The sequence below is a fragment of the Azospirillum palustre genome, assembly GCF_002573965.1.
Taxonomy (GTDB): Bacteria; Pseudomonadota; Alphaproteobacteria; order Azospirillales; family Azospirillaceae; genus Azospirillum; species Azospirillum palustre.
The window spans coordinates 654,215-676,808 of the sequence record NZ_PDKW01000039.1 but is presented as its reverse complement, the minus strand read 5'-3'; the positions used below and the strand labels follow the sequence as shown (position 1 = coordinate 676,808).

The 22,594-nt window shown below is 70.2% G+C and carries 23 protein-coding genes and 1 tRNA gene; 11 read left to right on the top strand and 13 right to left on the bottom strand.

Annotation, left to right across the window (positions count from 1 at the left end):
• Nucleotides 1–5: 5 nt before the first annotated feature.
• Both dapB and znuA read right to left on the bottom strand, forming a co-directional pair.
• Nucleotides 6–803 (bottom strand): 4-hydroxy-tetrahydrodipicolinate reductase, encoded by a 798-nt coding sequence (gene dapB / locus CRT60_RS09195; protein ID WP_098736278.1) that lies wholly within the window; start codon nt 801–803, stop codon nt 6–8.
• A gap of 77 nt (nt 804–880) precedes the next feature.
• Nucleotides 881–1,873, bottom strand: a complete 993-nt coding sequence (znuA, locus tag CRT60_RS09190) for a zinc ABC transporter substrate-binding protein ZnuA (RefSeq protein WP_098736095.1) — start codon at nt 1,871–1,873, stop codon at nt 881–883.
• Nucleotides 1,874–1,962: 89 nt separating this feature from the next.
• On the opposite strand from znuA, the gene znuC reads away from it, so the two are divergent.
• Both znuC and znuB read left to right on the top strand, forming a co-directional pair.
• Complete coding sequence (gene znuC, locus CRT60_RS09185) at nt 1,963–2,763, top strand: zinc ABC transporter ATP-binding protein ZnuC (protein ID WP_204561755.1); 801 nt, start codon at nt 1,963–1,965, stop codon at nt 2,761–2,763.
• Nucleotides 2,756–3,541, top strand: coding sequence for a zinc ABC transporter permease subunit ZnuB (gene znuB / locus CRT60_RS09180; protein WP_098736094.1), 786 nt, complete (start codon nt 2,756–2,758; stop codon nt 3,539–3,541). Before znuC ends, znuB begins: the two co-directional genes overlap by 8 nt.
• 302 nt (nt 3,542–3,843) lie before the next feature.
• Here the strand turns inward: znuB and CRT60_RS09175 are convergent, their stop codons facing one another.
• A complete protein-coding gene (locus CRT60_RS09175; RefSeq protein WP_244592370.1) occupies nt 3,844–6,474 on the bottom strand; it encodes a DNA translocase FtsK in 2,631 nt (876 codons plus the stop codon).
• 65 nt (nt 6,475–6,539) lie between these two features.
• Nucleotides 6,540–7,811: an aminotransferase class I/II-fold pyridoxal phosphate-dependent enzyme gene (locus tag CRT60_RS09170; RefSeq protein ID WP_098736093.1), complete on the bottom strand. Its 1,272-nt coding sequence runs from the start codon at nt 7,809–7,811 to the stop codon at nt 6,540–6,542.
• A gap of 261 nt (nt 7,812–8,072) precedes the next feature.
• On the opposite strand from CRT60_RS09170, the gene CRT60_RS09165 reads away from it, so the two are divergent.
• Nucleotides 8,073–8,636 carry a DUF2239 family protein gene (locus CRT60_RS09165; RefSeq protein ID WP_098736092.1) on the top strand — a complete coding sequence of 188 codons (564 nt, stop codon included), beginning with the start codon at nt 8,073–8,075 and terminating at the stop codon, nt 8,634–8,636.
• Nucleotides 8,637–8,764: 128 nt separating this feature from the next.
• Here the strand turns inward: CRT60_RS09165 and glnK are convergent, their stop codons facing one another.
• Entirely contained in the window at nt 8,765–9,103 is a 339-nt protein-coding gene (gene glnK / locus CRT60_RS09160; RefSeq protein ID WP_012977707.1) for a P-II family nitrogen regulator, read from the bottom strand.
• Between the two features lie 392 nt (nt 9,104–9,495).
• Between glnK and CRT60_RS09155 the strand changes: the two genes are divergently transcribed.
• The 5 genes from CRT60_RS09155 to CRT60_RS09135 all read left to right on the top strand — a co-directional run bounded on the left by CRT60_RS09155 (nt 9,496) and on the right by CRT60_RS09135 (nt 14,385).
• Entirely contained in the window at nt 9,496–10,770 is a 1,275-nt protein-coding gene (locus CRT60_RS09155; RefSeq protein ID WP_098736091.1) for a UbiH/UbiF/VisC/COQ6 family ubiquinone biosynthesis hydroxylase, read from the top strand.
• A 103-nt stretch (nt 10,771–10,873) separates the two neighbouring features.
• Nucleotides 10,874–11,545, top strand: a complete 672-nt coding sequence (locus CRT60_RS09150) for a LolA family protein (RefSeq protein WP_098736090.1) — start codon at nt 10,874–10,876, stop codon at nt 11,543–11,545.
• A 76-nt stretch (nt 11,546–11,621) separates the two neighbouring features.
• The gene (locus CRT60_RS09145) at nt 11,622–12,257 is read left to right on the top strand and encodes an HdeD family acid-resistance protein (protein ID WP_098736089.1); all 636 of its coding nucleotides are present in this window, start codon (nt 11,622–11,624) and stop codon (nt 12,255–12,257) included.
• Between the two features lie 184 nt (nt 12,258–12,441).
• The gene (gene qhpR, locus CRT60_RS09140) at nt 12,442–13,443 is read left to right on the top strand and encodes an AraC-like transcriptional regulator QhpR (protein WP_098736088.1); all 1,002 of its coding nucleotides are present in this window, start codon (nt 12,442–12,444) and stop codon (nt 13,441–13,443) included.
• 102 nt (nt 13,444–13,545) lie between these two features.
• On the top strand, nt 13,546–14,385 hold the full coding sequence (locus tag CRT60_RS09135) for an AraC family transcriptional regulator (RefSeq protein WP_098736087.1): 840 nt from the start codon (nt 13,546–13,548) through the stop codon (nt 14,383–14,385).
• Nucleotides 14,386–14,414: 29 nt separating this feature from the next.
• On the opposite strand, the gene CRT60_RS09130 is transcribed toward CRT60_RS09135, so the two are convergent.
• From CRT60_RS09130 to pobA, 4 genes are all read right to left on the bottom strand, one after another.
• The gene (locus tag CRT60_RS09130; RefSeq protein WP_204561752.1) at nt 14,415–15,017 is read right to left on the bottom strand and encodes a LysE family translocator; all 603 of its coding nucleotides are present in this window, start codon (nt 15,015–15,017) and stop codon (nt 14,415–14,417) included.
• A 10-nt stretch (nt 15,018–15,027) separates the two neighbouring features.
• A complete protein-coding gene (locus CRT60_RS09125; protein WP_098736086.1) occupies nt 15,028–15,438 on the bottom strand; it encodes a DUF2000 domain-containing protein in 411 nt (136 codons plus the stop codon).
• A 106-nt stretch (nt 15,439–15,544) separates the two neighbouring features.
• Nucleotides 15,545–15,901 (bottom strand): Lin0512 family protein, encoded by a 357-nt coding sequence (locus CRT60_RS09120; protein WP_098736085.1) that lies wholly within the window; start codon nt 15,899–15,901, stop codon nt 15,545–15,547.
• Nucleotides 15,902–16,013: 112 nt separating this feature from the next.
• Complete coding sequence (pobA, locus tag CRT60_RS09115) at nt 16,014–17,228, bottom strand: 4-hydroxybenzoate 3-monooxygenase (protein ID WP_098736084.1); 1,215 nt, start codon at nt 17,226–17,228, stop codon at nt 16,014–16,016.
• Nucleotides 17,229–17,389: 161 nt separating this feature from the next.
• Here pobA and CRT60_RS09110 point away from each other — a divergent pair, with 161 nt between their 5' ends.
• The 3 genes from CRT60_RS09110 to CRT60_RS09100 all read left to right on the top strand — a co-directional run bounded on the left by CRT60_RS09110 (nt 17,390) and on the right by CRT60_RS09100 (nt 20,149).
• Nucleotides 17,390–18,370, top strand: coding sequence for a helix-turn-helix domain-containing protein (locus tag CRT60_RS09110; RefSeq protein ID WP_098736083.1), 981 nt, complete (start codon nt 17,390–17,392; stop codon nt 18,368–18,370).
• Nucleotides 18,371–18,465: 95 nt separating this feature from the next.
• On the top strand, nt 18,466–19,281 hold the full coding sequence (cysE, locus tag CRT60_RS09105) for a serine O-acetyltransferase (protein ID WP_098736274.1): 816 nt from the start codon (nt 18,466–18,468) through the stop codon (nt 19,279–19,281).
• A 121-nt stretch (nt 19,282–19,402) separates the two neighbouring features.
• Nucleotides 19,403–20,149 carry a DUF3750 domain-containing protein gene (locus tag CRT60_RS09100; protein WP_244592369.1) on the top strand — a complete coding sequence of 249 codons (747 nt, stop codon included), beginning with the start codon at nt 19,403–19,405 and terminating at the stop codon, nt 20,147–20,149.
• Between the two features lie 93 nt (nt 20,150–20,242).
• On the opposite strand, the gene CRT60_RS09095 is transcribed toward CRT60_RS09100, so the two are convergent.
• The 4 genes from CRT60_RS09095 to CRT60_RS09080 all read right to left on the bottom strand — a co-directional run bounded on the left by CRT60_RS09095 (nt 20,243) and on the right by CRT60_RS09080 (nt 22,591).
• Nucleotides 20,243–20,318 (bottom strand) — tRNA-Phe (locus CRT60_RS09095).
• A 118-nt stretch (nt 20,319–20,436) separates the two neighbouring features.
• Nucleotides 20,437–20,694, bottom strand: coding sequence for a DNA gyrase inhibitor YacG (locus CRT60_RS37690; protein ID WP_098736081.1), 258 nt, complete (start codon nt 20,692–20,694; stop codon nt 20,437–20,439).
• 30 nt (nt 20,695–20,724) lie between these two features.
• The gene (locus CRT60_RS09085) at nt 20,725–21,972 is read right to left on the bottom strand and encodes a ribonuclease E/G (RefSeq protein ID WP_098736080.1); all 1,248 of its coding nucleotides are present in this window, start codon (nt 21,970–21,972) and stop codon (nt 20,725–20,727) included.
• Nucleotides 21,959–22,591, bottom strand: coding sequence for a Maf family protein (locus CRT60_RS09080; RefSeq protein ID WP_098736079.1), 633 nt, complete (start codon nt 22,589–22,591; stop codon nt 21,959–21,961). Before CRT60_RS09080 ends, CRT60_RS09085 begins: the two co-directional genes overlap by 14 nt.
• Nucleotides 22,592–22,594: the final 3 nt, after the last annotated feature.

The window sequence follows — 22,594 nt, the reverse complement described above, 5'->3', positions numbered from 1 at the left end:
GGTTTTCAGACGCCCAGCACGTCGCGCATGCTGTAGAGGCCCGGCGTCTTGTCCTGCGCCCACAGCGCGGCGCGGACGGCGCCCCTGGCGTAGATGCCGCGGCCCGACGCCTTGTGGGTCAGCTCGACCCGCTCGCCCTCGCTGGCGAAGATCACGGTGTGGTCGCCGATCACGTCGCCGCCGCGCAGGGTGGCGAAGCCGATCTCGCCGCGCGGGCGGGCGCCGGTGTGGCCGTCGCGCACCTTCTGCCAGACGTCCTCCAGCGCCACCCTGCGGCCGGCCGCCGCGGCGCGGCCGAGGCCGAGTGCCGTGCCCGACGGCGCATCGACCTTGCGGCGGTGGTGCATCTCCAGGATGTCGATGTCGTAGTCGTCGTCCAGCGCGTGGGCGACCTGCTCCACCAGAGCCAGCAGCAGATTGACGCCCAGCGACATGTTGGGCGACTGGATGATGGCGGTGTGGGTGGCCGCGGTGGTGATGGCCGCCTGCTGCGACGGGTTGAGGCCGGTGGTGCCGACGACCAGCACGGTTTCCGACTGGGCGGCGAGTGCGGCGTGCCGCTCTGTCGAGTCCGGGCTGGTGAAGTCGATCACCGCGTCCGACTGGGCGAACAGCGCTGCCGGATCGTCGATGGCGGTCACGCCCAGCGGGTCGATCCCGGCCAGGATGCCCAGATCCTTGCCCAGCGCCGGACCGCCCAGCCGCTCGGTCCCGCCGGCCAGCGTGCAGCCCGCGGTCGCCGCGATCTCGCGCACCAGCATCTGGCCCATGCGCCCCGCGCACCCGACGACACCGATCTTCATGACGCCCATCCTCTGTTCAGATCTTCCAGCCGGACTTTCCCGCCCTCCCAGCGGTTTAGCACAGGCCCGGCCGTGGCTTAAGCGCCAAGGCAGCCGCGCAGCGATGCGGCGAGGTTGCGCATCAGGGTGGGGTAGAGCGCCTCGCCCTCCGGCAGGTCGGCGCCTTCGGGGTCGAGCACGCCGGTCCTGGCCTTGGTGCCTTCCACCACCGTGCGGACCAGCGTCGGTTCGAACTGCGGTTCGGCGAAGACGCAGGCGGCGTTCAGCCCGGCGATCTTGGCGCGGATCGCCGACAGCCGCTTGGCCGACGGGCGGCGGTCGGGGCTGACGGTGATGGAGCCGACCGCCGACAGGTCGTAGCGCGCCTCGAAATACTGGTAGGCGTCGTGGAAGACGACGAAGGGCTTGTCCTTCAGCGGCGCCAGCGTGGCCTTCAGTTCCGCATCCAGCGCGTCGATGGCCTGGAGCGTGCGGTCGGCGTTGGTGCGGTAGGCCTCCGCATCGGCCGGATCCCTGGCGGCCAGCGCATCCGCCGTCGCGGTGACGATGGCGCGGGCGTTGGCGGGATCGAGCCAGATGTGGCTGTTCAGCTCGTCATGGTCGTCGTCATGGTCCTTATGATCGTGGTCCTTGTGGCCGTGCCCGTCATGGCCGCCCTCATGCCCATGGTCATGCGGCTCCCAGGCGCCGCCCTCGCGGGTCTGCAGCAGGGTCAGGCCCTTCTGCTCCATCAGGGTCAGCCGCGTCGCCTTCGGCGCGTTGGCCTTCAGCGGCTTTTCCAGGAACCCTTCCAGCTCGGGACCGACCCAGACCACCAGATCGGCGCTCGACAGCGCCTTCGCGTCCGACGGCTTCATCGTGTAGCTGTGCGGCGAGGCGCCGCCGCGGACCAGCAGGACCGGCTCGCCCACCCCATGCATGACCGCGGCGACCAGGGAATGGATCGGCTTGATCGACACCACGACCTTCGGTGCCTCGGCCCAGGCCGGCAGGGCGGCAGTGGCGCTGGCGGTGACGGCAAGAGCGCCCAAGGTGCCGGTCAGAAGGCTGGACAGGGCAAATCGACGCATGGGAGGGATCCTCTAGACTTGCTGGACAGGCTTCCGGTTTCAGCGCATAGGGAAACCGGTTTCACTTTGGTGTCACGTTATAACGTAACATGTCAACACCCCACCAAAACCGGGATAGCTCCGCCCTCTTCGCCGGCCCGCTCGCCTGGACCGAGGATCTGACCGTCCGTTTCGGCAGCCGCACCGTGCTGGACCGCGTCAACATCGCCGTCCAGCCGGGCGAAGTGGTGACGCTGATCGGCCCGAACGGTGCCGGCAAGACGACGCTGGTGCGCGCCGTGCTGGGGCTGACGGCCCCCGATGGCGGACGGGTGCTGCGGCGCCCGAACCTGCGCATCGGCTACATGCCGCAACGGCTGTCGGTGGACCAGACGCTGCCGCTGACGGTGCGCCGGTTCCTGGCGCTGTGGCGGCCGGTGACCGCCGATCAGGTGGCGGCGGCGCTGGAGGAGGCCGGCGTGACGCGGCTTGCCGACGCGGCGGTGCAGACGATTTCCGGCGGCGAGATGCAGCGGGTGCTGTTGGCCCGCGCCCTGCTGGGCGAGCCGGACCTGCTGGTGCTCGACGAGCCCGACCAGGCGGTGGACGTGCACGGGCAGGCGGAGCTGTTCAACCGCATCGCCCAGGTGCGGCAGCGGCGCGGCTGCGGCGTGCTTCTGGTCAGCCACGACCTGCACACGGTGATGGCACGCACCGACCGGGTGATCTGCCTGAACGCCCATGTCTGCTGTTCCGGCCGGCCGGAGGATGTCAGCCGGCACCCGGAATACCATGCCCTGTTCGGCGGCCATGCCCGCGACCTTGCCGTCTATGTCCACCACCATGACCATGCCCATGCCGAGGACGGCAAGGTCGTGCACGACCATGATGGGGACTGCTGCCATGGATGAGTTCGTGATCCGCGCCCTGCTGGCCGGCGGCGGCATCGCCCTGCTGGCCGGGCCGCTGGGCTCCTTCGTGGTGTGGCGGCGCATGGCCTATTTCGGCGACACGCTGTCCCATTCCGCCCTGCTGGGGGTGACGCTGGGCTTCCTGCTGGGCGTCAACCCGATGATCGGCGTGATGGTGGTCTGCGTGTCGCTGGCGCTGGCGCTGGTGGCGTTGCAGCGCCGCCGCCACCTCGCGGCCGACACGCTGCTCGGCATCCTGTCGCACGGCTCGCTGTCGCTGGGGCTGGTGGCGCTGGCCTTTCTGGAGACGCTGCGCGTCGACCTGATGGCGTACCTGTTCGGCGACATCCTGTCGGTGACCGATGGCGATTTGATGGCGATCTATGGCGGCGGCGCGGTGGCGCTGACCGGTCTGGCGCTGCTGTGGCGCCGGCTGCTGGCGGTGACGGTGGACGAGGATCTGGCGCGGGTGGAGGGCATGCCGGTCGACGCCCTGCGGCTGGCCTTCATGCTGCTGATCGCGCTGGTGATTGCCATCGCCATGAAGATCGTCGGCATCCTGCTGATCACGTCGCTGCTGATCATCCCGGCGGCAGCCGCCCGCCGCTTCGCCCGCACGCCGGAAGGCATGGCGGCGCTGGCCTCGGTCCTGGGCATCCTGGCAGTGATCGCCGGGATCCTGGCCTCGCTGAACTGGGATCTGCCAGGGGGCCCGAGCGTGGTGGTGGCTGCCGCCGCCTTGTTCCTGCTGGGATCGCTGGTGCCGTTGCGGCGCTGAGCGCAATCAGGAAAAGATTACGCTCGCATGTAATTCCCGTTTTCCGACGTGCTCGCCTGCGCCATAGTCCCCCGGCGGACGCAGTGGCGGACCGGCCGCCACTGCCGCCGTACCAAGGGAGGGCTGGAGGATGGAGAAGATCCTCGCTCTCCTGATCCTGGTGCTGGAGATCGTCAAGCGGCTGCTTGACCTTCTGACGCACTAAGATCGGGCGGGCGGGCCGGGGAATTGCCGTCCTCGGCCCGCCTACCCCCGATATTGGTGCGGCACCCGCCCGCTGTCAACGGGGTGCCCCAGAACACTCAGTCGTCGATGCTGCGGGCCAGGACTTCGCGTTTGCCGGAGTGGTTGGGCTTGCTGACCACCCCTTCGGTCTCCATCCGCTCGATCAGGCGTGCGGCGGAGTTGTAGCCGATGCGCAGCTGGCGCTGGATGAAGCTGGTCGAGGCCTTGCGCTCGCGGCAGACCACCGCCACCGCCTTGTCGTAGAGGTCGTCGCCCGACCCGCCGCCGGTGCCGGGCAGGGCGCCGTCGTCGAAGGACTCCTCGCCCTCCTCGTCCTCCAGGATGGCGTCGACATAGTTCGGCTCGCCCTGGGCCTTGAGGAACCGGACGATCTGCTCGACCTCGTGGTCGGAGACGAAGGGGCCGTGGACGCGGGTGATGCGGCCGCCGCCGGCCATGTAGAGCATGTCGCCCTGGCCCAGCAGCTGCTCGGCGCCCTGCTCGCCCAGGATGGTGCGGCTGTCGATCTTGCTGGTGACCTGGAAGCTGATGCGGGTCGGGAAGTTGGCCTTGATGGTGCCGGTGATGACGTCGACCGACGGACGCTGCGTCGCCATGATCAGGTGGATGCCGGCGGCGCGCGCCATCTGGGCGAGGCGCTGGATCGCCGCCTCGATGTCCTTGCCGGCGACCAGCATCAGGTCGGCCATCTCGTCGACGATGACCACGATGTAGGGCAGCTCGGTCAGGTCGAGCGGCTGCTCCTCGAACAGCGGCTTGCCGGTGTCGGGGTCGAAGCCGGTCTGGACGCGGCGGGTCAGCGACTCGCCGCCCTCGCGCGCCTCGCGCAGGCGGGCGTTGTAGCCCTCGATGTTGCGCACGCCCAGCTTGGACATGTTGCGGTAACGGTCCTCCATCTCCCGTACCGTCCATTTCAGCGCGACCACCGCCTTCTTGGGGTCGGTGACGACGGGCGTCAGCAGATGGGGGATGCCTTCATAGACCGACAGCTCCAGCATCTTGGGGTCGATCATGATGAAGCGGCAGCGCTCCGGCGGCAGGCGGTAGAGCAGCGACAGGATCATGGTGTTGATCGCCACCGACTTGCCCGAGCCGGTGGTGCCGGCGACCAGCAGGTGGGGGAAGCGGGCGAGATCGGCGACCACCGGCTGGCCGCCGATGTCCTTGCCGAGCGCCAGCGCCAGCTTGCCGCCATGCTTGTCGAAGCCTTCCGCCGCCATCAGCTCGCGCAGCAGCACGGTCTCGCGTTTCGCGTTGGGCAGCTCGACGCCGATGACGTTGCGGCCGGGGACCACGGCGACACGCACCGACACCGCGCTCATCGAGCGGGCGATGTCGTCGGCAAGGCCGATGACGCGGGAGGATTTGGTGCCGGGGGCCGGTTCCAGCTCGTACAGGGTGACGACCGGGCCGGGATGGACCTTCTGGATCTCGCCGCGCACGCCGAAATCGCCCAGCACGCCTTCCAGCTGGCCGGCATTGCGCTGAAGCGCCGCCTCGTCCAACTGCTCGCCGCGGATGCCGGTGGGCGGCACCTGCAGCAGGTCGAGCGGCGGCAGCTCGTAGCCCTGCGGCCCCTCCTCCTCGCCCAGCGGCAGGCGGCTCTGGCGCGGGTCCGATCTGTCGCCTTTGGTCTCCGGCGCGGCGGATTTGGGCGGGGTGACGATGGGAACGGTGCGGACCGGCTTGTCGGTTCCGCCCAGGGCGGTTGTGTTGGGGGCGGTTGTGCCGGGGGCGGCGGCCCGGCTTGCCGCCGGTCCGGCCGTCAGTGGAACCCGGCTGGCATCGAGGCCGGCTGGGGGAGCCTGGGGCACCTGAACGGCTTCGTCGAAACGCGGGATGTCGTGTTTGCCGCCGCGCAGCGAGGCGTCCACCGCGACCGAGGCGGCCTGCGCGGCCGTGCGGCCGTGGCGGCGCAGGGAGTCCACGCCGTTGCGGGCGCCCTGGCGGATCAGGCGGACGCCGTTGACCATGCCGCGGCCGAGCGCGCGGAAGCTGGCGATCCATTCGCCGATCGACAGGCCGGCCGCCAGGAACAGCACCAGCCCGCCGCCCACCGCGGCGACGGTCGCCACCATCGGCTCGGCCCCGAACAGGTTGCCGACCCCGCGCAGCAGCACCTGGCCGATGCTGCCGCCCGGAAGCGGGGCCAGCGGATCGGTGGAGGCGTCGGTCAGGCCGGCCAGCGCCATCGCCACCAGGAACACGCCCCACAGCGCCAGGACGGTGCGGAACAGCGGGTTGCCGAGCTTGCGCTGGGCGCCGAGGCGCCAGCCCCAGAACATCGGCACCAGCGCGATGACGAAGGCGGCCCAGCCCAGCGACTGGATCAGCAGGTCGGCGGCATAGGCGCCGGGGATGCCGAACAGGTTGTGCGTACCGCCCGCGGTGGCGGGGACCGAGTTCAGCGAGGCGTCATGCGGGTCGTAGCTGCCCAGCAGCACCATCAGCAGCAGGCCGAACAGCCCCAGCACGAAGCCCATCGCCTCGCGCGCGCGGGCGACGACGAAGGCGCGCATGGCCGGCGAGAAGAAGGGCGGCTTTTCCTGCCGGTTGCGGCCGGAGCGGATGCGGTCCTTCCCCGGCTCCTTCGCGGCCTCGCGGGGCGCTCCCTTGCGCGGGCTGGGGGCGGGCCGTCCCAGGCTGGGCCGGGGGCGCGCGGAGGAGGGGCCGGCGGGTCGGGCCATGGGACGGAAACCTCGTGCTGTAGAAACCGAAAAAGGGGCTGGTCGGAACCGGGAGCCGGAACCGCTCAGCCGAGAATGCGGACGACGGACGCGCAGGCCTGGGCGACGGCGTCGGTGTCCTGCACCAGGGCGATGCGGATGAAGGACTCGCCGGGGTTGGGCTCGCCGGGGTTGCTGCGCGACAGATAGGCGCCGGGCAGGACGCGGATCGCGCCCTCCGCCCACAGCCGCTTGGCGGCCTCCTCGCCGTTGCCGACCTCCAGCCAGAGGAAGAAGCCGCCGGCCGGGCGGTAATAGCCGTAGCGGCCGGCCAACTCCGCCTCCGCCGCCGCGAACTTGGCGCGGTAGGCGGCGCGGTTCTCCTCCACATGAGCCTCGTCGCGCCACAGCGCGGTGCTGGCGGCCAGGATCGGCAGCGGCATGCCGGCGCAGCCGTAGCTGCGCAGGCGGGAGAAGCGGCCGATCAGCGCCGGGTCGCCGGCGACGAAGCCGGAGCGCAGGCCGGCAGCACTCGACCGCTTGGACAGGGAATGGAAGACCAGAAGGTTGGACCAGGGCTTGCCGTCCGCGTAGGGCCCATTGGTTTCGTAAAGGCCGGCTGCGACCTGGAGCGCGCCGACCGGCGGGGCGTCCAGCCAGATCTCGGCATAGCATTCGTCGACCGCCAGCACGAAGCCGTACTGCCGCGCCAGACCGATGGCCTTGGCGAGATAGGCCGGAGTCGCCGCCGCCCCCTGCGGGTTGGCGGGGGTGCAGAGGTAGAAGAGCGCCGTGCGCTCCAGCAGCTCCGGCGTCAGGGCGTCGAGGTCGGGCAGGAAGCCGGTCTCGCGCGTCGCCGACAGGAACACCGGCTCCGCCCCCGCCATCACGGCGGCCCCCTCATAGGGTGCGTAGAAGGGGTTGGGCATCAGCACCGCCGGCTGCCGCCCGGCTTTCTGCGTCGGCACCGCCAGCAATGCCAGCATGAACAGCGCCTCGCGCGTGCCGGACAGCGGCAGGATGGAGCTGTCGGCCTGCAGCAGCCCGGCCGGCAGATCGTAGCGGCGGTTCAGCCAGTCGCCGGTCGCGGCGCGGAACTCCGGCGTGCCGCCGACCGGGGGATACTTGTTCCAGCCGGATGCGCTGGCGCGCAGAGTCTCCTCGATGATGGCGGGCGGGGTGTGCTGGGGCTCGCCCACCGTCAGCACGACGGGAGCGACGTTGGCGCGCGGGGTGATCGGCGCCAGCAGATTGGCCAGCCGGGTGAAGGGATAATCGGTCAGCAGGTCGAGCCGGTCGTTGCCGATCGCCTCGGTGAAGACGGCACCGCTGTTGACGCTGAAATCCGCAGAAACCATGGCGACCGCAACCCTCTTCGCAACCCCGGATGCCGCACCCCGGCCCGGGGAGGCGGCCATGTCTTCGATTGAGCGACCGATCCTATCGGCGGGGCACGGGGGGCACAAGCGCCCAGAACCTTTGGGCGCGGCGGGTGGCCGAACGGTCACAGCGGACGGAAGACAGTGTCCTTGCGGGTCGCTCCCCTATTTCATCCGGGCGATATTGACGTCCGATTTTCGTCCGGGTAAAATGGGCGCCTCACAACCGGAGTTCCGATCATGTCCGTCACCGTCGAAACCCTCTGCACCGCCTTTCGCGGCGAGCGCCGCCTTGCCGCCGGGGATGCGCTGGGCGTCGCGCGGGCGTTGCGGACGGCACTGGAGGCGGAGCCGGACGGGCCGCCGGTGCTGGTGTTCGACGATGCCACCGGCAAGGTGGTCGACCTCGACCTGCGGGGAAGCGATGAGGAGCTTGCGTGGCGTCTCTCGCCGCCGCCGCGGGGGCCGGGGCGGCCGAAGCTGGGGGTGGTCGCGCGGGAGGTGACGCTGCTGCCACGCCATTGGGAATGGCTGAACGCCCAGCCCGGCGGCGCGTCGGTGGCGTTGCGCAAGCTGGTGGACGAGGCGCGCAAGGGCGGCGAGGCGAAGGACAGGGTGCGCCGGGCGCAGGAGACCGCCTACCGCGTCATGCTGGAGCTGGCCGGCGACCGGCCGGGCTATGAGGAGGCGGTGCGGGCGCTCTATGCCGCGGATCGTGCGCGGTTCGAGGCGCTGACGGCGGACTGGCCGGCCGACGTGCGCGATTACGCCGGTGCGATGGCGGCGGACGTCTTCGGCGACTGAGGATGGCGGCGACTGAGGATGACGACTGAGGGAAAAGAAGCCGGCTGAGGATTAGGACAGGCGCGCGGGACGCGCGCCCGCCGGGTCCGTTCCCTATGGCAAGGAGCGGACCCCGAGCTTCGGCGGCCTTACAGCGCCTCGGCGTTGGTCTCGCCGGTGCGGATGCGCACGGCCTGGGCGATCTCCAGCACGAAGATCTTGCCGTCGCCGATGCGGCCGGTGTTGGCGGCCTTCTGGATCGCCTCGACAACCTGCTCGTACTGGTCGTCGGACACGGCGACCTCGACCTTCACCTTGGGCAGGAAGCTCACGGAATATTCGGCGCCGCGGTAGATTTCCGTCTGGCCCTTCTGGCGGCCGAAGCCCTTGACCTCGCTGACGGTCAGGCCCTGGATCCCGAGCGACGTCAGCGCCTCGCGCACTTCGTCGAGCTTGAACGGCTTGATGATGGCCATAACCAGTTTCATGTGGCTTCCCCTTAAAGCGTTGTTCCGGCCGCGTGCAAGGCTGTGGCAGCCCCGTTGCGGTTCCGGTCCGGCCCGACACCGTACCGTTCCCCCACCGTTGGCCCAAGCCTGTTCGCGTCGACCGCAAAAATCAACGATTACAAGAATCGTGCCGGTTGAAATGCGCTGCAACGATGGGAATATGCCTGTTGATTGGGCGCTTAAAAAGGCGGCATTTGCCCAGAATACGTTCAGCGACAATCTGTCCGGCGGTCTGCCTGCGCCGGCCGGGGACTGGACACTGGACAGGACGCCGCAGTGCGACAATTGTCTGATCGCGGCGTTGCCGGCAAGGCTCAGGCCCGGCCGGCGACCCAGCACAGGCATCGTAAGGCGAGAAGGCAGCGAGCATCATGGCCGTACCGGGCACCGAATCGGGCAACGCGACCGTCCCCCCGCAGGGCGGGGACATCACCACGGAGGTCGTGGTGCTGGGCGGCGGCCTGGCCGGACTGACCATGGCGGCGGCGCTGGCCGGTGCCGGCGTGCCGGTGGTCTGCATCGACCAGGACAGCCCCGAGCGCATGGGCGAACGGGATTTCGACATCCGCACCACGGCGATCTCCTACGCCTCCAAGATGGTGCTGGATGCGGCGGGCGTCTGGCACCACATGGCCGACAAGGCCGGCCCGATGCTGGACATCCGCATCGCCGACCAGTTCTCGCCGCTGTTCATCCATTACGACCACACCGAACTGGCGATGGAGGGCAAGCACCAGCCCTTCGGCTGGATCCTGGACAACAAGGACATCCGCCACGCCCTGTTCACCCGCGCGGCCGAGCTGCCGGGGCTGGTCCATCTGGCGCCGGCCAAGGCGGTGACGGTGGAGCGGACGCGGTCCGGCGTCTCGGTCCGGCTGGCCGACGGGCGGACCGTGCGCGGCCGGCTGCTGGTCGGCGCCGACGGGCGGCGGTCGATGGCGCGCGACAGCGCCGGGATCAGGGTGCGGCGCTGGTCCTACGACCAGAGCGCCATCATCTGCACCATCCGCCACACCGAGCCGAACAAGGGCGTCGCGGTCGAGCATTTCCTGCCCAACGGCCCCTTCGCCGTCCTGCCGATGACGGACAACCGCTGCTCCATCGTGTGGAGCGAGAAGACCTCGCTGGTCGACACCTATCTGAAGCTGCCCGACGACCAGTTCGTCGACGAACTGCAACGGCGCTCCGGCGGCTATCTCGGCGAGATCACGCTGCTGACCAAGCGCGAGGCCTGGCCGCTGTCGGTCCTGCTGGCCGACCGCTTCATCGCCGACCGGCTGGCCCTGGTAGGGGAGGCGGCGCACGCCATCCACCCGATCGCCGGCCAGGGGCTCAATCTCGGCATGCGCGACGTCGCGGCACTGGCCGAGGTGGTGGTCGATGCCTATCGCCTGGGGCTGGACGTCGGCGGGCCGGAGGTGCTGGCCCGCTTCCAGCGCTGGCGCCGGTTCGACACCGTGCTGCTGGCGGCGGTGTGCGACGGGCTGGTCCATCTGTTCTCCAACAGCATCCCGCCGGTGAAGCTGGCGCGCGACCTGGGCATGGCGGTGATCAACCGGCTGCCGCCGGTCAAGCGCTTCTTCATGAAGCATGCCATGGGCGTGGTCGGCGACCTGCCGCGGATGATCAAGGGCCAGCCATTGTAAGCAGTCACTTAGAGCCGGCACCGGTAATCCTTGGCAGCGGGGGGCGGACGCCTTATGTCCGCCATACCGGCCGATTAGGGAGCCGGGCTCCGAACGACCGAGGATGAAGACCGTGCTTCGCCGCCTTTCCGCCGCCCTGCTGTCCGCCGCCCTGCTGGCCCCGCTGCCGGCCGCCTTCGCCCCGCCCGTCCTCGCCGCGCCGGCCACGCCCGTCTCGCTGACGGCGCAGGACCAGGCGGTCGTCGCCAAGGTGGAGGAGTATCTGAACGGCATCACCACCCTGCAATCGAAGTTCCTGCAGGTGGCGCCGAACGGACGGCAGGCGACCGGCACCTTCTCCCTGTGGCGGCCCGGCAAGATGCGGCTGGAATATGACCGGCCGCTGAAGGACTTCATCGTCGCCGACGGAACCTTCGTCTTCTATTGGGACGGCGAGATGCGCCAGCAGTCGAGCGCCCCCATCGGCTCGACGCTGGCCGACTTCATCCTGCGCAAGAACATCCGCCTGTCGGGCGACGTCACCGTCACCGACGTGTTCCAGGCCCCCGGCGTGATCGAGGTCAGCCTGCTGGAGACCAAGGATGCCGGCAAGGGCACCCTGACCCTGGTGTTCGAGGACCGGCCGTTCCAGCTGCGCAAGTGGCGGGTGCTGGACGCCCAGGGCCTGACCACCGAGGTGGCCCTGCTGAACCCGCGGACCGACGTCACCTTCGACCGCGAGATGTTCTATTTCAAGGAGCCGGCGCGCGGGTCGGACTTCGGCCGCAACAACTGAGCGGCGCGCCGCGGGCGGGCAACGAAACCCTTCGCCTTCTGTTGTCATTGCACGGGGTGACAGCGGGAGGCTTTTCATGGCTTACGATCAGGTCGGCCGGCCCGGACCGGCGGGCCGTCTGCACGGCATGAACAGGGTGCTGGCGCGCAACTGGTGGGCGCTGGCCCTGCGCGGGGCGGCGGCGATCCTGCTGGGGGTGCTGGCCCTGCTGATGCCGGGGGTGACGGTGGCGACGCTGGCGCTGACCTTCGCCGCTTACCTGCTGCTCGACGGCGTCTTCGCCATCCTGGCCGGCCTCCGCGCCTCCCGCCACCACGAACGCTCGCTGCCCTTCATCCTGGAGGGGGTGGTCAGCCTGGTCGCCGGCATCGTCGCCGCGCTGTGGCCGGCCGCCAGCCTGTTTGCGCTGGTGTTCCTGATCGCCGCCTGGTCGGTCATCACCGGCTTCGCCGAGGTGATGGGGGCGTGGCGGATGGAGCGTACCCACGGCAAATGGGCCTGGGGCGTGGCCGGGGCGCTGTCGATCCTGTTCGGGCTCAGCATGTGGATCCTGCCGGCGCTGGGCCTGCTGGCGCTCGCCTGGGGTGTCGCAGCCTACCTGATCGCCTTCGGCGTGCTGGCGCTGGTGACCGCCTTCCGGCTGCGGCACTGCCACCGCGGGAACGGCGCCCCACATGGAGGTTCCGGCGGCGGGATGGCGGCGGCGCGTTGAGCGCGCCCGCCAATCCATAGCTCCATCGTACAATTTCCTATACGAACAGTCTCTGGCAGCCTGAAGTCCGGCACAATGTTTGCTGCGTTGCGGCAAAACGGCTGCGAGGGGCTGTGTCATGACGCCGCACCGACCGACTCTTGGGCAAACTGCCGGCCAGCCCGGCGGGAGCCGCACAGGAACTGTGCAACACAACATCCTGGCCGCCGCGGCATCCGGGGTGTCGGACTTCATCGCCGCCCAGGGCGGCTGCCCCGATCAGGTGTTCCACCGCGCGGGCGTGGAGGAGCGTTCGCTCGGCCAGCCGACGCTGGCGCTCGACCTCCGCGCCTATGTGGCGATGATGGAGGTGGCGGCGGCGGAGACCGGCAACGACAATTTCGGCCTGATGTTCGGCCGCCAGTTCCAGCCGGAAATGCTGGGGCTGATCGGCTCCATCGCGCTGGCCGCCCCGACCTTGGGGGCGGCGCTCGACCATCTGGCCCGGCTGTTCCCCTTCCACCAGCAGGCGACCGAGACGCGTTTCGTCCGCGAGGGCGATCTGCTGCGGCTGGAATACCGCATCCTCGACGGCTGCATCGTCGAGCGGCGGCAGGATGCCGAGCTGACCATGGGCATGTTCGCCAATGTGGTGCGCGCCTGTCTCGGCCCGGCCTGGATGCCGGAGGAGGTGCATTTCGAGCATCCCAAGCCGGAAGGCTGGCGCCAGCATGAATCGCTGTTCGACGCGCCCGCCCATTTCGGCCAGCACACCAACGCCATCCTGCTGCGCGACCGCCAGCTCGACCGCCGCATGCCCGGCGGCGACATGGCGCGGCTGACCGGGCTGTGCGGCACGCTGATCGACATCGCCCGCGGCACCGGCACGCCGCCGCTGCTCGACCGGGTGAAGGCCGAGGTGCGGGCGCGGCTGCCGGAAGGCCCGACTTACGTCGAGGACATCGCCGACCGGCTGGGCATCGCCCGCTGGACCCTGCAACGCCGGCTGGCCGACGAGGGGTTGAGCTTCTCCGATCTGGTCGAGGGGGTTCGGCGCGACCTGGCGGCGGTCTATATCCGCCAGCGCCATGTTCCCGTCGCCGACATCGGCGCGCTGCTGGGCTATTCCGAGGTCAGCGCCTTCAGCCGTGCCTTCCGCCGCTGGTTCGGCATGTCGCCGGCGAAGATGCGCGACGGCAAGGGCTGACACCGCCACACTGCGGGCGCAGGTCGATGCCGGCGATCCTATGGCAGCCGGTCGCCTCCTGCCGTAGGATCGCCGCCGGGATATCTCCGGGGCAGGGCCGGCATGACGCGCGCATCAGGGAATGCATCGAGAAATCGTCACCGCTTCTGGCGGGACCCCGCACTTCCGCATCTTGAGGCGCGCAGCATCGAGGACGGGCGGGAGGTCTGCTATGGCTGGCACAGCCATCCGACCTTCTCCATCGGGCTGGTCACCGGCGGCGTCAGCGATTTCCGCATCGGCGCCGAGTGCCACCGGATCGCTGCGGGCACCGTCGTGCTGATGAACCCGGACGAGGCCCATGCCTGCAATCCGCTGGACAGCCGGCCCTGGTCCTATCGGATGCTGTATGCCGACGCCGCTTGGCTGGCGGCGGTCGAGGGGGAGGCGGCGTTCCGGCCCTTCGCCCCGTCTCTGAGCCGCGATGCGGAGCTGGCCGGCCGGCTGGAGCGGCTGTTCGGTGTGCTGTTCGATCCGGCTCCTGATAGTGCCCTTGGCAGCGCCGGCAAGGCGGATGCGGCCCGGTCCTTCTTCGCCGGGCTGCGGCCGGCGCTGGGCGGGGTGCCGTCCACCGTCGATGAGAACGGCGGGCATGCGGCGCTGGACCGGGCCGCCGACTTCATCTCCGCCCACTGCACGCAACCGCTGCGGCTGGCCGACATCGCCGAGGTGTCGGGATTGTCGCCCTCCTATCTGGTGCGGTCCTTCAAGGCGCGCTACGGGCTGACCCCGCATGCCTACCAGATCAACCGCCGCATCCAGTACGGCCGGCGGGAGCTGCAACGCGGCCGGCCGATCGTGGAGGTGGCGCTCGATGCCGGCTTCGCCGATCAGGCCCATTTCCAGCGGGCCTTCAAGCGCCATGTCGCCGCCACGCCCGGCCAATACATGCGCCCGGAGTGACGGCCCAGCATTTCGATCGGGCGTTTCGATCAGGCGGCGATGCCGATGTGGACGGCGCTGGCCGCGAGCAGGGCGGCCATGGCGCGGTTGAACAGGCGCATCCGCCGTCCATCCGCCAGCAGATGGCGCAGCCGGGCGCCGGCATAGGCCCAGCAGGCGACGGACAGGTAGCAGATGACGAAATAGAGCCCAGCGAAGATCCAGAGCCGGGCCGGATCGTCCCCGGCATAGGCGCCGACCCCGGCCAGCGCTGCGACCCAGGCCTTGGGGTTCAGCCACTGCATGGCGGCGCCCCGAAGGACCGACGGGGCCGGGGGCGGCTCGTCGTCGGCGATTCCGCCGCGGCCTCCGCCGTCGCTTCTCCACAGCGTCCAGCCCATCCACAGCAGGAAGGCGACGCCCGCCCAGCGGATGAGCGCGGCAGCGGCGGGCCAGCCGCGCAGAAGCTCCGCCAGCCCGAGCCCGGCCAGCACCAGCAGCAGGACGAACCCCAGCGTGGCGCCGGCGACATGGCGCAGAGTGGCGCGCAGGCCGTGGGAGACACCGCTGGACAGCGCCACCACATTGACCGGGCCGGGAGAGATCGAGGCGGCCAGCGCGAAGCCGGCCATCGACAGGTAGAGGGTCATCATCGCCGCAATCCTATTTCAGCAGCGGCAGCGAGCCGGTCAGCGAGCGCACCAGCGCCGCCGGGCCGTGCAGGCAGAGGCCGAGGTAGCGCAGCTCCTCCTGCCGGGTAACGGCGAGGCGCCGGCTGTAGTCGTCGTAGCTCTTGGCGCGCTGGGCGATGTCGGTCATGCCGACCACAGCCAGCCCCTCGGCCTCCCGCTCCGCCGCCTGCCGGCGCAGCGCGCGCAGGCCCTCGGCATCGGACACCAGGATCGGCATCACGATGGTGGTGATGCCGGGATGGCCGATACCGTCGGCATCCCGAAGGTCGCAGCCCACCAGATCGGGCCGCAGTTTCCCCAGCGTCATCGACAGGGCGGCGGTGGTGTTGGCGATCAGCCCCGGCGGCAGGGCATGGTCGATGATGAAGGCGCAGCGTGTCACGTCGGCTTTCCCCGTGTTGGATCAAGGTCGGGCCGGCGGACTGTCGCGGTTCGGGCGGGGCGGGTATTGAAGGAAATTACCCACCGCCCGGCGGCATCGCTGTCGTTCAGATCCCGACCTCCACCGCCGCGTTGACGACGTAGATCTGCTCGTTGCGGTCGTTCTTGTCGGCCAGGAAGATGCCGCTCGGCGCCAGCATCCCGCCGCCGGTGACGTGGATGCTGACCGCGCCATAGGGGAAGACGGCCTTCACCGCCTCGTGGTCCAGCCGGTCCGCATCGGCCGGCACGGCGAGGTGGACGCGCACCTGCATTTTGCTGGTGTCGCCGTCCACCAGCGCCCGCATGCCCGGCATCGAGTTGCGCTCTATGGCGTTGCGCACGGCGCGGACGGCGGCCTTGGTCACGTCCTGGCCGTGCAGATCCACCCCCATGCCGAGTTCCACGAACATCACCTGTTTCATCGCGCCGGGCTTTCCTGTCGGTGTCGGATGACGGGGATGATGGCGCGGACCCGCGGCAAGGGCCAGGGGGCGGCGGCGGATTTTCGGGGGGTGGAAGGCAATAGCGCCCGGCTCACTCCATCGGCAGCCCCACGTAATTCTCCGCCAGCGCCGTCATGGCGGCGCGGGAGTGCACCAGATAGTCCAGTTCCGCCAGATGGACGCGCTGCTCGAAGGGCGATTCCCGCTCGTTCCGGTGCAGCATGGTGGTCATCGACCAGGAGAAGCGCTCCGCCTTCCAGATGCGGCGCAGGCAGGTGGCGCTGTAGCCATCCAGCCCGTCGGTGCTGCCGGATTTGTAATAGGCGGTCAGGGCGCGCGACAGCACCAACACATCGGCGACCGCGAGGTTCAGCCCCTTGGCGCCGGTCGGCGGCACGATGTGGGCGGCATCGCCGGCGATGAACAGGCGGCCATGCTGCATCGGGTCGCAGACGAAGCTGCGCATGGCGATGATGCCCTTCTGGAAGATCGGCCCTTCGGTCAGGGTCCAGCCGCTGTCGTCCTCCAGCCGGCGGTGCAGTTCGGACCAGATGCGGTCATCGGACCAGTTGGCGATGTCGTCCTTGGGATCGACCTGGATGTAGAGCCGCTGCACCTCGGGCGAACGGGTGCTGAGCAGGGCGAAGCCGCGCTCGTGGTTGGCGTAGATCAGTTCGGGGTGCGACGGCGGCGCCTCGGTCAGGATGCCGAGCCAGCCGAAGGGATAGACCATCTGGTATTCGCTGCGCGTGGCGGCGGGGATCGCCTGCCGGCTCGGCCCGTGGAAACCGTCGCAGCCGGCGACGAAGTCGCAGCGCAGCTCCTCCACCGGCCCGTCCGGGCCGCGGCGGTACTGCACGCGCGGCGCCTTGCCGTCGAGGTCGAGGAACTGAACGTCGGACACGCCGAACAGGATGGTGCCGCCATCCTCCAGGCGGGCTGAGACGAGGTCGCGGATCACCTCGTGCTGGGCATAGACGGTGACGCGCTTGCCGCCGGTCAGTTCCGCCATGTCGATGTGGTGGCTGCGGCGGTCGAAGCGCAGCGTGATGCCGGAATGGAAATGGGCCTCCCGCATCATGCGGTCGCCCAGCCCCATCCCGTTCATCAGATCGACCACCCACTGCTCCAGCACGCCGGCGCGGATGGTGCCCTCGATCTCCTCGCGGCTGCGGTGTTCGAGGATGATCGATTCGATGCCCTGGCGGTGAAGCAGATGGGACAGGAACAGGCCGGCCGGGCCGGCGCCGACGATGGCGACCTGGGTGCGGGCGATTGGGGTGCGGGTTGGCTTGGTGGGGTGCATGTCTCTCGCCCTCCTTGGGGACCAGGGGCAGGTGTGTTTTCGCAAATTGTTGCTCACACCAATCATTGGTGTTCATGCTATTCCCGGTCGGGAGGGCCGGACATAGACGAACCGGCGAAAGGCTTGTACTTTTCAACGCCTGCCCGACGGAGCCCCGTGCGATGTCCGCCCACCTCGCCCCCAGCGCCGAACCCATTCCCCGCTATTGGCTGTACGGCGAACCGCCGGCGGTGCCGGAGCTGCGCTTCGTCCATATCGAGACGATTCCGGAACGGATGCGCTTGTACAATTGGGAGGTCCGCCCGCACCGCCATGACGGGCTGAGCCATGCCCTGCTGGTCGGGGAGGGCGGCGGGCGGCTGACCGCCGACGGGGTGGAGGTGGCGTTCCGCGCCCCGGCGCTGATCGTCGTGCCGGCGCAGGTGGTGCATGGCTTCCGCTTCGATCCCGGCACGGACGGACATGTGCTGACCATGTCGGAAGGGTTCCTGGCCGGCGTGCTGGCCGCGGCGCCGGAGGCGGAGCTGCGCGACGCCGTGGCTCTGCCGCAGGCCTGGACCCTCGATGCCGGGTCGGACGGGGCGGCGGCGCTGGACCGTTGCTTCGCCGAGATCAGGCGGGAGTTCCGCGCCCACCACATCGGCCGGGCCAGCGCCATCGCGGCGCAGGTGATGCTGCTGCTGGTCGCCGCCGCGCGGCTGGCGGCCGACCGGCGGCGGGACAGCGCCGACCGCGACGGGCAGGGGGCGTCGCCCGACCTCAGGCTGCTCGCCCGGCTGCGTCCGATGGTCGACGAGCGGTTCAGCCAGCATTGGCCGGTGGAGCGCTATGCCGCGGCGCTGGGCGTCACGCCGGGCCGGCTGAACGCCGCCTGCCGCCGCGTCACCGGCCTGTCGACCCTGCAGCTGGTGCATGCCCGGCTGATGCTGGAGGCGCGCCGTTCGCTGATCTACACCGGCCATGGCATGGCGGAGATCGGCTATGCCCTGGGCTTCGAGGATCCGGCCTATTTCTCCCGCTTCTTCACCAAGCGCGAGGGGCGGTCGCCGCAGGCCTTCCGCCGGGCGCATGCGGAGGGCGGAACGGGAGGCAGCGTTGACGGGAACGGCCTTGACCGGACCGGGGGCGTCTCACCACAGTAACAGCCTTGCGTCCCATGGCGGCGATGCGGACCGATTCAATGCTTGGGCCCGGTGTGCGGGAAAGGGTGGTGGCGATGGACAGCCTGGACGTCACGATGCGCGAGCCGGCCGAGACGGTCGAACAGTCGCTGTGGCGCCGCCTGCGCGCCGACGCCGTCCGGGTGGCGGAGGAGGAGAGCGGCCTGGCTCCCTTCCTCTATGACGCGGTGCTGGCGCGCGACGGCTTCGGCCCGGCGCTGGCCGCCCTGCTGGTGCGCAAGCTGGCCGACCGCGCCATGCCGGAGGACCGGCTGGCCGCCGTGGTGCGCGACGCGATGGAGGCCGACCCGGCCATCGTCGAGGCCGCCGCCGCCGACCTTGCCGCCATCCTGGCGCGCGACCCCGCCGCCGACGGCTGCCTGACGCCCTTCCTTTATTTCAAGGGCTACCACGCCCTGCAATGGCACCGCGTCGCCCACTGGCTGTGGCGGGGCGGCCGGCACGACCTTGCCCATTTCCTGCAAAGCCGGGTGTCGGAGGCCTTCGCCGTCGACATCCACCCGGCGGTGCCGGTCGGCCGCGGCGTGTTCATCGATCACGGCACCGGCGTGGTGATCGGCGAGACGGCGGTGATCGGCAACGACGTGTCGATCCTGCAGAACGTCACGCTGGGCGGCACCGGCAAGGAGCATGGCGACCGCCACCCGAAGGTGCGCGACGGCGTGCTGCTGTCGGCCGGGGCCAAGGTTCTGGGCAACATCACCATCGGCGCCCATGCCAAGGTCGGCGCCGGCAGCGTCGTGCTGAAGGACGTTCCCGGCTGCGCCACCGTCGCCGGCGTGCCGGCCAAGGTGGTCGGCTGGTGCCGCGACGAGCCGGCCCCGGCGCTCACCATGGACCAGAGCCTGCAGCAGGGCGATTACAGCATCTGAGCGGCCTGTTCCGCGCGCTGTCCCTTCGCTGTCACCGGAAATCCGCGGTCATTGTGCCTATATGCAGCAAGGCGGGTGGGAAGCCCGGAGCTGAGGGCAGGGCGCGAGGGCCGTGAGGGTGTTGCTGGCATTTCTGTTGACGCTGGTCCTGCTGCTGGCCGGGCCGGTGTTCCTGCTCGCCTCCGGTGCGGTGCCGACCGCCGTGGACTGGAGCCGCATCGACCGCAGCCCGGTCGGCCTCGCCCCCGATGCGGCGACGACGCCGGAGGCGGTGGTTCAGGTCTATGCCGCCCGCGTGCTGTCCTGGCGCGGCGCCTTCGGCGTGCATCCCTGGTTCGCCGTGAAGCCGGCCGGCGCCCGCGGCTACACGGTCTACGAGGTGATCGGCTGGCGCGCCTATCGCGGCCTGTCGGTGGTGTCCGTCAGCAACCGCGACCCCGACGGCCGCTGGTTCGGCGCCCAGCCCGCCCTGCTGGCGGAACTGCGCGGCCCTGCCGCCGAAGCCGCCATTCCCAAGATCGCCAAGGCCGCCGCCGGCTATCCCTATGCCGGCGAATACCGCGTCTGGCCCGGCCCCAACAGCAACACCTTCGCCGCCTGGGTCGCCCGCGCCGTGCCGGACCTGCGGCTCGACCTGCCATCGACGGCGCTGGGCAAGGATTACCTGGGCCGGGCCATGTTCGCACGGGCACCGAGCGGCACCGGCTGGCAGATCAGCCTGTTCGGCGTCGCCGGCCTGCTGCTGGCTCTGGAGGAGGGGGTGGAGGTCAATGTGCTGGGACTGACCATCGGCATCGACCCGCTGGACCTTGCGGTGAAACTGCCGGGAATCGGACGGGTGGGATGGTTCGATAGGGAGCCGCTTTGAGAAGAGCGGAAGAACTCGTTGGGAAGGCAGAAGAGAACGGTCAGTTGTCGTGACCGAAGAACACCATCCATGCCTTGAACTGCTAAGGGAGGATGGTGCCCAGGGACGGAGTCGAACCGCCGACACGGGGATTTTCAGTCCCCTGCTCTACCAACTGAGCTACCTGGGCATCTCGGCGCCGCTTGGTGGGTGACCGTTTCGGTCGGTGCGGCGCGTCGTGTGGGGCGCTTTTTAGAGAGGTTCGGACGGGCTGTCCAGAGGAAAATTCAAAAAATTTTCGACCCCTCTCACAGCCCCTCGTCAGGGTCGGATCCGCCCGGCACATCGCCGGTTTCCGGGCCTTCGATGCGGTAGACTCCGCCCAGCCAGCGCGACAGGTCGATGTCGGCGCAGCGCTTGGAACAGAAGGGGCGGGTGGCCGGCTCGGTCGGGCGGCCGCAGATCGGGCAGTTGCTGCCCGCCTTGGTGCCGGCCTGGGCCTGGGTCTGGGGCCGGGCATGGGGCTGGGAGCGCTGCGGTGCGCCGGGGGAGCGGGAGTCGGTCAAAGGAAGGCCTCCGTAACGAACTGTAAGCAGTCAGGGCCGCAGCAGGGCCGCCAGCGGCGTGCCGCGGCGGGCCCGGGTCAGTTCGACCAGGCCCAGTTTGGACATGCCATACACTTGGGTCTGCACCGGGTCGCTTTCCACCGCCTGCGACAAGGCGGCCAGCACACGCTCGGCATCGCCGCGGCTGCGCATGTTGACGAAATCCACCACCACGATGCCGCCGACATTGCGCAGGCGAAGCTGGCGGGCGATCTCCGCCGCGGCGTCGAGGTTGACGTCCAAGGGGTTGCCGCGCTCCCCGGCATTCACGTCGACCACCGTCAGCGCCTCCGTCCGCTCGATCACCAGCGAACCGCCGAGCGGCAGCGGCACCCGGACGTCGAGAAGCTCGGCAATCGCGGAGTCGAGGTCGCGCAGGTCGAACAGGCGCTGGGCGTCCGTATGGCCGCCGAGGCGCGGCAGCAGGTCGGGGGCGTTGTGGCCGCACCAGTCGCGCAAGGTCGACAGCAGCGGCCCGTCGCCGATCCTGATCCCGTCGGCGGGGGGCGGGTCGTCGACCAGGATGGCGGCCGGGGCGGCGGCTCCCTGTTCGATCAGGGCGCGGGTGGGGGCGTCGGGGCCGGAATGCAGCAGGCGCGGGGCGGAGCCGGCGCGGGCGTCGTCGCGGATGGCGCGCCATTGCAGGTGCAGCGCTTCCGATTCGGCGGCCAGCAGTTCGTCGGACACCAGGGCGGCGCCGGCGCGCACGATCCAGCCGGCGCCGGTGGCGAGCTGTTCGATGCGGCGGGCCAGTGCCGTACGCTCCGGCCCGGAGCCGAGGCGCTTCGACACCGCGATGTCGCGGCCGAGCGGAGCATGCACCAGGAACCGGCCGGGCAGGGTGATGTCCATCGTCAGCGACGGACCCTTGGCCCCGGCGGCGTCGGCCTTCACCTGCACCAGCACCGGCTGGCCGGTGCGCAGCAGCGCGCCGATGGGCGCCTGCTTGGCGCCCGGCCGATGGGGACGCGATTGAGGGGAGTCGTCGTCGAGGATGGGACGGCGCACGTCGGCGGCCGGCAGCAGGCCGGAGATGCCATGTCCCGGGCCGTTCCCGAGGTCGACGAAGGCGCCGTTCAGGCCGGTGGCGATGCGCTCCACCCGGCCGAGGATGATGGCGCCGAGCAGCGACGGGCGGCCGGAATGGTCGATGTGCAGATCGGTCAGGCGGCCATCGGTCAGCACCGCAGCCCGCGTCAGCGGGCCGTCGCGGTCGACCAGCAGCTCAAGCCTGCTCATCGTTCGGATGGGGGATCGGAGGGTGCGGGAAGCCGGCGCCATGCAGCATGCCGGCGACCTCGTGCAGCGACAGCCCGACGACATTGCTGTAGGAGCCGCCGATCCAGCGCACCAGCGCCCCCGCCCGGCCCTGGATGGCATAGCCGCCGGCCTTGCCCTTCCATTCGCCGGACGCGATGTAGGCGTCGGTCTCCGACCGGTCGAGCACCTTGAAGGTGACGTCGGTGCGGACCAGCCGGTCGATCCGGAGGTGACCATCCCCGTCGGGCACCAGCAGCACGATGCCGCCGATCACCCGGTGCCGCCGGCCGGACAGCAGGGACAGGCAGCGTCGCGCCTCCTCCTCCCGCTCGGCCTTGGGCAGGATGCGGCGGCCGCAGGCGACCACGGTGTCGGCGGCGAGAATCCACGACTCGGGATGGCGCGCGGCGACGCACGACGCCTTCTCCGCCGCCAGACGCAGGGCGTGCTGGGGCGGGAGTTCGTCGCGCAGCGGCGTTTCATCGAGATCGGCGGGATCGACCGCGTCGGGCACGATGCCGATCTGGCGCAGCAGGTCGAGCCGGCGGGGCGAGGCCGAAGCCAGCACCAGCCGGGGCGCCTTGGACGGGATCGTCACGGG